A 10,764-nucleotide genomic window follows, 5' to 3' on the forward strand; every position below is an offset into this window, starting at 1 on the left:
GCCGCGCCCCCGGCCGACCGGCCGCGCCTCAAATCCCCGTCCGCCGCGCGATCAGATGGGCGATGCCGGCGGCCAGAACCGCCGCGCCGCCGAGAACGGCGATGTCGCGCTGCCGGCTGGTGACGAACGTGTGGCGGCTGGAGAGGGTCCGGTTGCGGAACGGTCCGTCGATGACGGCCGAGCCCTTGGCCGGCGCGAAGAGATTGCCCTCGATCCGCGGGATCTTTTCATCGGAGAGCTGCCCCTCCCAGCCGCTCTTGGCCGAGAAGTCGCCGGCATTCGGCCAGATGCGCTGGAGTATGCTCGCCATGAAGGTGGTCCGGCCGACCCAGATGTCGCGGCGCGGGTTCTCGGCGGCGAAGACGATGGCATTGGCCGCCAGGCGCGGATCGTAGACCGGGTCCGGCGCGATCTGCCGGCGGCCCATCTTGTTGCGCGCCCAACCCGCAAATTGCGGCGTGTTCACCGCCGGCAGGAAGACGGTGGACAGCGTGACCGGGACGCCTTCGTGATCGAGCTCGGAGCGCAGGGCGTTGGTGAAGCCGAGCGCCGCCGCCTTCGCGCCGGCATAGGCCGACTGGAGCGGAAAGGGCCGGATGCCGAGAACGGAATTGATCTGCACGATCGACCCTCGCCCGCGCCTGCGCATGAACTTCAGCGCCGCCAGCGTGCCATAGACCTGTCCGTGATAGGTGACGTCGGTCACGCGCTGGAACTCGTCCGGCGTGATCTCGCCGGCCGGCGCGACGAGGGTCGCCATCGCATTGTTGACCCAGGCGTCGATGGGGCCGAGCTCCTGCTCCACCCGCTCGGCGGCCGCATCGACGGCGGCGGGATCGGCGACGTCGGCCTCGATGCCCAGCGCCTTGACGCCGAAGGCGGCAAGCCGCGCCTCGGTCTGGCGCAGGCGCTCCGGCTCGCGGGCGACGACGGCGACGTTCCAGCCCTTGCGGGCGAAGGCCTCGGCGCTGGCAAGGCCGATCCCGGCGGTGCCGCCGGTGATCACGACTGTCTTGGGCATGAAATGTCCTTCCTGAACTGGGCTGTCAGGAAGACGCGGGACCCCGGCGAAGGTTGCGCCGCAGCAGGCGCGACGCATCGTCCGCCCGGGCCCTCGCGAAATCGGCCGGGCCGGTGCCATGGCAGCCGGCCCGGCCGATGGATCAGGGGAAGAGAATGATCAGCGCGAAGCTCGTGGCGCTGGCCAGCAGTCCGAGGGCGACGGTGGGCACGAAAAGAGAAACGAAGGTCTCGATGCGCATGGCGGGTCCGGTTCCGGGTGACGAGATCTCCGTCCTAGCGCTCGACCGTTTCCGCCGAGTTTCATCGCCATGTCTTCGCCACATTGCGGTTAAGCGGCCCTAAAAGAACCGGGGCTCGGAGGTGCATGAACACCGCCGTCTCAAGCTCCGCGCAGGCGAAAGGGATGCACCAGCGGGCCCCCTCGCATCACGTTCGCGCGTTCGGCGCTTGCCGCGACGGTTCGGCCTCCGACATGCCGGCTCGTGAGCTGGGCTCTGTGCCCGCCCGACGAACGAAAGGTCCTTCCATGCGCCGTCTCCTTGCAACCGTCGCAATCATCCTTGCTGGCGCCTCTCCGCTGCTCGCCGCCGATGGCGAACCCGCGCGCGTGCGCGGCACGATCGAGAGCGTGTCCGACACCAGCCTTTCCGTCGTCTCGCGCGAGGGCCCGACCGTTTCCATCGCGATCACGCCGGAAACGGCCGTGCGCGGCGTGAAGGCCGCCAAGGCCGAGGACATCAAGGCCGGCGACTTCGTCGGCGTCGCCTCCGTTCCGGCCGCGGCCGGCGGCGACGGAGCGCTGGAGGTGCTGATCTTCCCGGCCGCCATGAAGGGCACCGGCGAGGGCAGCTACCCCTGGGATCTCCAGGAGGGCTCGACCATGACCAATGCCACGGTCTCCAACGCCGTCGAAGGCGTGGACGGCCGCTCGCTGACGCTGACCTATCCCGAGGGCTCGAAGACGATCGCCCTCCCCGACGGCATTCCGGTCGTGACCTTCGCGGAAGCGACCAAGGCCGATCTCGTCAAGGGCGCGACCGTCTTCGTTCCCGCCAAGAAGGCCGCCGACGGAACGCTCTCGACGGGCTTCGTCGTGGTCGGCACGAACGGCGTCGTGCCCCCGATGTAAGTCTCGAAAACGAAACAGGCGCCGCATCGTGCGGCGCCTGTTCGAAACCTACGGTCTGTCTGTAGCCGATCTTACGAGCGGCCGCCCGGCGGCTGGTCGACGACCTCCGTCTCCGGGCGATCGCGGCCGTCGGCCACTTCCTCGTGCCAGGCGCCGTCCTGGTCCTGATAGGTGATGCCGTCCGTCTCGCCGGCGAGCGACTGACGCGCGGCGGCATCCTTGGCGGCGGCCAGCGCGTGATCGTGGCTCGGGAAGGTCTCGGAGAAGACCGTACCGACCTTGTAGGCCCATCCGCCATCGTGCTGGACGATCTCGTAGGTCAGTCCGCTCATGTCTCTCTCCCCTTGATCCATCGGACAGGCCCGGCTCGTTCGAGCCGGGGGTTCATCGCTGAAACGACGCTCGCAGCGCGTCGTTCCTCGCCTCGTCAGCGCGCCGCCGCGACCATGGCGACGAAGCGGTCGGCATCTTGAAGATCGACGGCGACGAGATCGGCGGCGGAAAAGTCCTCGCCCTCGGTGTAGAAGGCCGGCGTCACGACGCAGCGCAGGCCCGCCGCCTTGGCGGAGGTCAGCCCGTTCCACGAATCCTCGAAGGCAAGGCACACTCCGGCCGAAAGGCCGAGCGCCTCCAACACCGCGAGATAGACGTCCGGCGCGGGCTTCTTCCTCGGCACGGCATCGCCGCAGACCATGGTCTCGAAGCGTGCGGGATCGATGTCGGCCGCGCTCAGCAGCGCATCGACATTGGCCCGCGTCGTCGTCGTCGCGATGGCAAGGCGGATGCCCTCGGCCTCCGCGCGCGCGATAAGATCGGCGACGCCGGGCCGCAGCGCCAGCCGGCCGGCCTCAACGGCCCCCGCATAGATCCCGGTTTTTTCCGCGTGAAGCCCCGCCACCCGCGCCTCGGCATCCGGAAGATCGATGCCCTCCAGATCGAGGAAGTGGAGCAGCCGCTCCTTGCCCCCGGAAACCGAGAGGAGGCGCTTGTAGAGCGCCCGGTCCCAGCTCCAGTCGAGCCCCGCCGCCGCGAAGGCCTCGTTGAAGGCCTCGCGGTGCAATTCCTCCGTGTCGGCGAGCGTGCCGTCGACGTCGAAGATGAAGGCGCTCATGGCGTCCCGTCCGGCGCGAGGCCGGCCAGCACCTCCAGCAAGGCATCCAGACGGTCGATCACAAGATCGGCCCCGAGCGCGTCCGTCCCGATCGTCGTATAGCCGCCGCGCACGGCGACGACCTTCATGCCCGCCGCCTTGGCCGCCTCCACGTCGTTCTCGCTGTCGCCGACGAAGAGCGCGTCGGCCGGCGCGATCGACAGCCTTTCGCAGGCGAGGATGAGGAGGTCGGGCGCCGGCTTCTTGGCCGGTCCCGCATCGCCGCCGACGACGACGGCCATGAGGTCGAGAATGCCGAAATGCTGGAGGATTTCGAGCGTCTCGGCTTCCGGCTTGTTGGTGACGACGCCGAGCGGCAGGCCCTGGTGGTGGAAGCTCCGCGTCGTGTCGCTGGCCCCCGCGTTCAGCGTGGTCAGCTCGGTCGCGCGCGGATTGTAGATCTTGAGGAAGCGGTCGACGATCCGGTCGCGCGTCGCCGGGTCCAGCTCGATCTGCAGCGCCTCGTGGGCGCGCTCGATCAGCTTGGGCACTCCCCGCCCGATCATCCCGATCACCGCCTCCAGCGTGAAGGGCGGATGGCCGAGGCTCTCCAGCGTCAGGTTCAGCGACTCGTGAATGTCCGGCGCGGAATCGATCAGCGTGCCGTCGAGATCGAAGAGAATGGCGCGGGGCCAGGACGGAAGGGAGCCGGTCATCGCGCGAAGTCCTTGCTGAGAGGCAGGGGCCGCCGGTCGCGGGATCGCCCCGTCGCAAGGAGGCCGGGATCGTCGAAGGAAGGATAGGAAGCCGCCATCGTCACTCGTCTCAAGATGATCGTCCGGCGCCCGACACGAGCCTAGAGGCTGTGATCAGCCTTGGATAGGTGTCGTGTCGTGCGGCGACGTCATTCGGAGCGTCGATGGGGCGAAGTGGGGATCAGGCCGGCGGTTCGATGATGGCGAGCGTGATCCAATGCGCCGAGAGCGCCGGCTTGGCCGCGCCCTCGATCTCGACCGTCGCCTCCCAGGCCGACTGGACGGAGACGGCGCGTTCGGTGAGACCGACCAGCCGAAACCGTCCCCGCACCCGTGCGCCGCTCTTCACGGTGTTGACGAAGCGCACTTTGTCGAACCCGTAATTGATGCCCATCTTGGTGCCGACGATGCCCGGCAGCGCGTCGAAGGCGAGGCGCGACAGGAGCGACAGCGTCAGAAACCCATGCGCGATCGTGCCGCCGAAGGGCGTCTCGGCCGCGGCGCGCTCGGGGTTCACGTGGATGAACTGGTGGTCGTGCGTGGCCTCGGCGAAGGTGTCGATCATCCGCTGATCGACGAGCAGCCAGTCGGACAGGCGCTCCTCGCCGTCGAGAAGGGCACGATACTCCTCGGCGGAAACGAGCTTGGCGGCGATCGCCGCAGCCTCGTCCGCCGCGCTCTGGCCGCCGGCGGCGGGCGCTTCCCTCGATGTCATACGCATTGCCTCTCGCAGGGGGCCGGCTCTTCGAAGCTCTCGCCTTCGCCGCCTCCATACGCCGATGCGCAGCGTCCTCCAACCTTTCGGGATGACGGGACGGCCGGCAAGACCTTCCGTCAACTTGTTGTGTCTTCTTTTACCAGGCAGTCGCCAAAGTGAGGATGTTCGCATTTTTGCCAAGGAGTCGGGCATGTCGATCAAGAGTTCCATCGGCCATAAGCTTCTGATGCTGGGCGGCGGCACGATCGGCATTCTTCTGATCGGCGCGTCCTTCTTCGTCATGCACCGGGTCGAGGCGACGGTCTCCGATCTCTCGGGCCGCTATGGAACCGAACTCGCGGCGCGCACGGCGAACGCCATATCGACCGATCTGGCGCGGGTGGAATCGACCGGACGCTCCATGGCCTCGGCGCTTGCGGCCGTTCATGCCAGGGGCGTGACGGACCGCCAGACCGCGCTCGACATCCTGCGTCCCAACGTCGAATCCTCCGACTACGTGATGGGAAGCTGGTTCTTCGAGGCCCCCGGCGCCTGGGACGCCAAGGGCGGCGAAATGGCGGGCAAGAAGGCGCTCGGCTCCAGCAGCACCGGCAGCTTCATGCCCTATTGGGCCCGGGTCGACGGTCAGATCGGAATGGAGCCCGCCGAAGACGGGCAGGTCTATCCCGAGGCCTTCTACACGGCGCCGGAGACGACGGGCCAGGCCGCGATGATCGACCCTTACGCCTACATGGTCGGCGGCAAGTCGGTGATGATGACCTCGGTCGCCTTCCCCGTCGTCTCCAAGGGCAAGTTCGTCGGCAGCGCCGGTCTCGACATCGCGCTCGACAATCTCACCTCGATCCTCTCCGGCATCCGCCCCTTCGGCGACGGGCGCGTCATGCTGGTCTCCGGCAACGGCAAGTGGGTCGCCCATTCCGATCCGGCGCTGCGCATGCAGCCTTATTCCGACGCCGGCGCCGATCTCGTGCGGGAGGCGCTTGCAAGCGGCGAGCCGCAGGAGATCAAGGAGATCGTGGACGACGGCGTCCCGATGACCCGGATCGTCAGTCCCTTCGTCATCAAGGGCATGAACGCGACCTGGGCCGTCGTCATCGACGCGCCCGACGCCTCCGTCATGGCGCCGGCCCGCGCGCTGTCCAAGAGCCTCATGATCGCCGGCCTCGGCATCATCCTGGCGGTTCTGGCCAGTCTCTACGGCTCGATCCGGGCTCTCGTGCAGAAGCCGCTCGTCCAGTTGACGAGCGCCGTGGAAATGCTCGCAGGCGGGCACTACGAGAAGCCCGTGACCGGCACGCAGAAGACCGACGAGCTCGGCACGATCGCCCGCGCGCTGGAGAACCTGCGCGGAAAGCTCGCCGACGGGCGGCGGCTGGCAGGCGAGGCGGAGGTCGCGGGCGCCGCCCAGATCGCGCAGCGCGACCGACAGTCGGCTCTCGAAAACGCCAAGGCCGAGGATCTCAGAGCCTTCGTGCAGGCCGTGGAGACCGGCTTCGAGGCGCTGTCGGACGGCGACCTGACGGTGCGCATCACCGCAACCGTCGCGCCGGAGTTCGAGCCGATCCGGCGCACCTTCAACGACAGCGTCGGCAAGCTCGAGGAGGCTCTCGGCTCCGTCGTCGGCGCCATCGGCACGATCCGCAACGGCCTTGGCGAAATCTCCGTCGCCTCGAACGATCTCGCCCAGCGCACGGAGCAGCAGGCCGCCAGCCTCGAGGAGACCGTCGCGGCCCTCGCCGACGTGACGCGCGGCGTCAACACGACCGCCGACAGCGCGGGCCGCGCGCGCGACGCGGCCACCCTCACCCGCCGCACCGCCGAGAAGAGCGGCGAGATCGTCGGCAAGGCCGTCGAGGCGATGAGCGAGATCGAGCGTTCCTCCGACCAGATCGGCAAGATCATCGGCGTCATCGACGAGATCGCCTTCCAGACCAACCTCCTCGCCCTTAATGCCGGCGTCGAGGCGGCCCGCGCGGGGGAAGCTGGACGCGGCTTCGCCGTCGTCGCCCAGGAAGTGCGCGGGCTCGCCCAGCGCTCGGCGGAAGCCGCCAAGGAGATCAAGATCCTGATCTCGGCCTCCGCCGCGCAGGTCGCGACCGGCGTCGAGTTCGTCACCGCCTCCGGCGCGTCGCTCGGTGAGATCGTCGCGGATATCGGCAAGATGGACACCGTCGTCACCGAGATCGCGTCCAGCGCCCGCGAACAGGCGACGAGCCTTCGCGAGATCGCCGCGGCCGCCGACCAGATGGACAAGGTCACGCAGCAGAACGCCGCGATGGTCGAGGAGACGACGGCCGCCGCGCAGACCCTGTCCAGCGAGACCGCCGATCTGGCCGGTCTCGTCGAGCGCTTCCGCACGAGCCACCGCCCGGCCGCCCCGGCCGCCCGCCAGCCCTCTCCCGCCCGCCGCACGACGCCTGCAAGACCCGCGCCGCAGATGCGCGCGACGAGCCAGGCGAAGGCAGCTCCGGCAGAGGCTGCCGACGACTGGCAGGACTTCTGATCCTCGAACCATTCCCCGTATCGCCATCCGGCGGACAGGGGCGGCAAGCCGGTTCGTGAACGGAATCGGGCGGCCAGCATGCCGCTTCCCGCGGGGTCGGGCCCAATGGCGCCGAGAGCGTCGGGGCTGGGTGGTCGATGCTACCCGCTTCGCCGCCACCGTTCGCACGGCGTTCCAGCCTACGCCCGCGCTCGTTCCAGTTGGCGCCTTCGCTCCCTGTTCCCGTCGCAGACGAATTTCGAGGTATCGCGCGCTTATAGTAGCGGGTTTTTAACGTCAGGCCTGCAGGCTGCACGGATATTCCGCAGGGGAAGGCCCCGACATGACCTTGACCGTAAGCCGTAAGCTTGGTGCCCTCGTCGCCATCGCCGTTACCGGCGCGCTTCTTCTCTCGGCGTTGCAGCTTTATGGCCTCCGGCAGGCCATCCATGCCGAACGAGAGACGATGCTGACGGCCCAGACGCAGGCCGCAGCCGCGATCGCCGCCCATTTCGTCGACGAGGTCGCAGCCAAACGCCAGTCGGAAGCCGAGGCGAAGGCCCGGGCGATCGAGTCCATCAAGTCCATCCGCTTCGGCGCCAACGACTACGTCTTCATCATGGACGACAAGGCCACGATGATCGTGAACCCGAACGAGAGCCTGATCGGCAAGACCCTTTGGGACAAGCCCGACTCCGCCGGCACTCTCTTCTTCCAAGAGCTCGTCAAGCGGGCGAAGGAGGGCGGCGGCTTCACCTCCTATCTCTTCCCCCGCAGCGGGAGCACCGAGCCGATCGCCAAGCTCAGCTACACGACGCTCGTGCCCAGCTGGGGCTGGGTCGTGGGAACCGGCGTCTACATGGACGACCTCGAAACGATCTTCCGGACCCATCTCCTGAAGGTCGGCGTCTTCATGGTGCCGGTGATGCTCCTTCTTGTCGGCTGCGCCTTGCCGATCTCGCGAAGCATCTCCCGCCCTCTCCAGCGCATCACCAAGCTGATGCAGTCGATGGCATCGGGCGACCTGACGCAGCAGGTTCCCTTCACCGGGCGAAGCGACGAGATCGGCGCCATGGCCCGGGCCGTGGACATCTTCCGCCAGGGCGGCGAGGAGAACCGCGTCCTTTCCGCGAAAGCCGAGACCGCCGCAGCCGAGCGCGCCGCCCAGCGCGAGCGCCAGTCGGCCATCGACAATGCCAAGGCCGAAGACCTCCGAGCCTTCGTCCAGGCGGTCGACAACGGCTTCGATGCGCTGTCGAAGGGCGATCTGACGATCCGCATGACCGCCGAGGTGGCCGAGGCGTTCGAGCCGATCCGCGCGAAGTTCAACGACAGCGTCGCAAAGCTGGAGGAGACGATCGGCACGGTCGTCGGATCGATCGATTCCATGCGGGTCGGCCTCGGCGAGATCTCGACGGCCTCGAACGATCTCGCCCAGCGCACCGAGCAGCAGGCGGCCAGCCTCGAGCAGACAGTCGCCGCCCTTTCGGAGGTGACGCGCGGCGTCAATGCCACGGCCGACCGGGCCGGCCGCGCACAGACCGGCGCCACCGCGACCCGGCGTCTCGCCGAGAAGAGCGGCACGGTCGTCGGACGCGCCGTCGCGGCCATGGCCGAGATCGAGACCTCCTCGGACGAGATCGGCAAGATCATCGGCGTCATCGACGAGATCGCCTTCCAGACCAACCTCCTCGCCCTCAATGCCGGCGTCGAGGCGGCCCGCGCGGGCGAGGCGGGCCGGGGCTTTGCGGTCGTCGCGCAGGAGGTGCGGGGCCTCGCCCAGCGCTCGGCGGAGGCGGCCAAGGAGATCAAGAGCCTGATCGCGACCTCTTCGGCTCAGGTCGCCGAGGGCGTCGAGCTCGTCACGGCTTCCGGCCGCTCACTCGACGAGATCGTCGAGGAGATCGGCAAGATGGACACGGTCGTCGGCGAGATCGCGACGAGCGCACGCGAACAGGCGACCAGCCTTCGCGAAGTCTCCGCCGCCGCCGACCAGATGGACAAGGTGACCCAGCAGAACGCCGCGATGGTGGAAGAGACGACGGCCGCCGCGCAGACCCTGTCCGGCGAAACCGAGGAACTGGCGGTCCTCGTTTCGAGCTTCCGGACGAACCGTCGGGCGGCGGCGCAGAGCCCGGCCCGCAAGGCGGCTCCCCGCGCAGCAACCGCCCCGAGAAAGCCCGTGCCGCAGATGCGCGCGACCGGCCAGACGAAGGCCGCTCCCGCCGAGGCCGCGGACGACTGGCAGGATTTCTGATCCGCAAACGCTTCCGGCATCGCTCCAGAGAGGCGATGCCCGGAGCGCGGATCGACATTCGACGGCCGGAGATCGATCGGCGGAGACCGACCGATCATGTCGAGCCGGCCCGCGCGAGTTTCGGGTCGGCCCTCAGACCTGCGGGGCTTCGAGCCCCCTCTCCTGCGCTTCGGTCGTCGTGCGCTGCTCCAGGCGCCGCGAGGGCAGGCGGATATCGGGAAGCGCCTCGACGACGAGCGGCGAGAGGCCGGCCGTGTCGCCCTTGCGGATGCGATCCATCAGCTGGCTGCGCATGCGCGGTTCCCAATATTTGTTGATGTGGTCGGCGACGCCCTTGGCCCCGCCCTCGTCCTGGCCGCGCCCGCCCGTCGGGGACGAGCCGAAGAAGGCCGCGATCTGGTTCGCCATGGTGGTCAGGCGGTCACTATGCTGCATCGCTGGCGGCCTCCGCATAGCCGGTCTCGTCGGCGCCGGGAGCGCCGGCGATCCGGTTTGCATGGGTGAAGATTTCGAACTCGGCCCCGCGCACGACGGCGACGAGCGTCACGCCCGACGCCTCCGCCATGCGGATGGCGAGCGCGCTCGGCGCTGAGACGGCGGCGATCAGCGGCGAGCCCATGATGGCCGCCTTCTGGATCAGCTCGACCGACACGCGGCTGGTGATGGTGATGAACCCGGAAGCCGGGTCGAAGCCGTTTCGGGCGAGATAGCCGGCCACCTTGTCGAGCGCGTTGTGCCGGCCGACATCCTCGCGCGCGACGACGAGCCCGCCGTCGAAGAGGTGGAACGCCGCCGCATGCACGGCCCGCGTCTCGCGGCCGAGCGCCTGCTCGCGCGCCATGGCCTCCACCGCCGCCGAGATCGCCTCGGGCGTCACCACGGTTCCCGCCGAGACGACGGGGAGCGCGGGCGCTGCCAGTTCCAGGCTCTCGACCCCGCAGAGACCGCAGCCGACGGGCCCGGTCATCTGCCGGCGCCGCGCGACATAGGTGCGGCCGCGCTCGGGCACGAGCCGGATCTGGCAGTCGAGGCCGGCCTCGGTCTCCACGACCTCGATCCGCTCGATCTCGGCGGGCGAGGCGACGATGCGCTCGGCGAGCGCGAGGCCGAGGCCGAGCTCCTCGACATGGACCGGGGTCGCCATCATCACGGCATGGGTGGAGCCGTCGATCGAGACGGCGATGGCGGTCTCCTCCGGCACGGCGCGCTGGGAGAGGATGAAGCGCTGCCCGCGAAAGGCGAGCGCGGGCACCCGCCGGGCGCCGCCCTCCCCCGCATCCTCCACCTCATCGCGCACCGGGACGTCCATC

General features: G+C 68.9%; 10 protein-coding genes. 3 read left to right on the top strand and 7 right to left on the bottom strand.

All coding sequences use genetic code 11. The features are described 5' to 3' along the window. Nucleotides 1-28: 28 nt before the first annotated feature. The gene (locus tag ASG62_RS04255; protein ID WP_056700005.1) at nt 29-1,021 is read right to left on the bottom strand and encodes an SDR family oxidoreductase; all 993 of its coding nucleotides are present in this window, start codon (nt 1,019-1,021) and stop codon (nt 29-31) included. A 528-nt stretch (nt 1,022-1,549) separates the two neighbouring features. On the opposite strand from ASG62_RS04255, the gene ASG62_RS04260 reads away from it, so the two are divergent. Then, nucleotides 1,550-2,152: a DUF5666 domain-containing protein gene (locus ASG62_RS04260; protein WP_156381955.1), complete on the top strand. Its 603-nt coding sequence runs from the start codon at nt 1,550-1,552 to the stop codon at nt 2,150-2,152. 71 nt (nt 2,153-2,223) lie between these two features. Here ASG62_RS04260 and ASG62_RS04265 read toward each other — a convergent pair whose 3' ends face one another. The 4 genes from ASG62_RS04265 to ASG62_RS04280 all read right to left on the bottom strand — a co-directional run bounded on the left by ASG62_RS04265 (nt 2,224) and on the right by ASG62_RS04280 (nt 4,712). Continuing rightward, nucleotides 2,224-2,484 (bottom strand): DUF2188 domain-containing protein, encoded by a 261-nt coding sequence (locus tag ASG62_RS04265; RefSeq protein ID WP_056700007.1) that lies wholly within the window; start codon nt 2,482-2,484, stop codon nt 2,224-2,226. 95 nt (nt 2,485-2,579) lie between these two features. Then, on the bottom strand, nt 2,580-3,263 hold the full coding sequence (locus tag ASG62_RS04270; protein WP_056700014.1) for an HAD-IA family hydrolase: 684 nt from the start codon (nt 3,261-3,263) through the stop codon (nt 2,580-2,582). Beyond that, entirely contained in the window at nt 3,260-3,958 is a 699-nt protein-coding gene (gene gph / locus ASG62_RS04275; RefSeq protein WP_056700016.1) for a phosphoglycolate phosphatase, read from the bottom strand. The genes ASG62_RS04270 and gph overlap by 4 nt, the downstream gene beginning before the upstream one ends. Nucleotides 3,959-4,178: 220 nt before the next feature. Beyond that, complete coding sequence (locus ASG62_RS04280) at nt 4,179-4,712, bottom strand: MaoC family dehydratase (RefSeq protein ID WP_082537528.1); 534 nt, start codon at nt 4,710-4,712, stop codon at nt 4,179-4,181. Nucleotides 4,713-4,905: 193 nt separating this feature from the next. Between ASG62_RS04280 and ASG62_RS04285 the strand changes: the two genes are divergently transcribed. After that, nucleotides 4,906-7,218, top strand: a complete 2,313-nt coding sequence (locus ASG62_RS04285) for a methyl-accepting chemotaxis protein (RefSeq protein WP_056700018.1) — start codon at nt 4,906-4,908, stop codon at nt 7,216-7,218. A gap of 322 nt (nt 7,219-7,540) precedes the next feature. Beyond that, complete coding sequence (locus ASG62_RS04290; protein WP_056700021.1) at nt 7,541-9,454, top strand: methyl-accepting chemotaxis protein; 1,914 nt, start codon at nt 7,541-7,543, stop codon at nt 9,452-9,454. 132 nt (nt 9,455-9,586) lie between these two features. Here the strand turns inward: ASG62_RS04290 and ASG62_RS04295 are convergent, their stop codons facing one another. Then, entirely contained in the window at nt 9,587-9,889 is a 303-nt protein-coding gene (locus tag ASG62_RS04295) for a formate dehydrogenase subunit delta (RefSeq protein WP_056700024.1), read from the bottom strand. Then, nucleotides 9,879-10,763 (bottom strand): formate dehydrogenase accessory sulfurtransferase FdhD, encoded by an 885-nt coding sequence (gene fdhD, locus ASG62_RS04300; protein ID WP_056700027.1) that lies wholly within the window; start codon nt 10,761-10,763, stop codon nt 9,879-9,881. The genes ASG62_RS04295 and fdhD overlap by 11 nt, the downstream gene beginning before the upstream one ends. Nucleotide 10,764 lies beyond the last annotated feature (1 nt).

The organism is Aureimonas sp. Leaf427 (assembly GCF_001425485.1).
Lineage (GTDB): Bacteria > Pseudomonadota > Alphaproteobacteria > Rhizobiales > Rhizobiaceae > Plantimonas.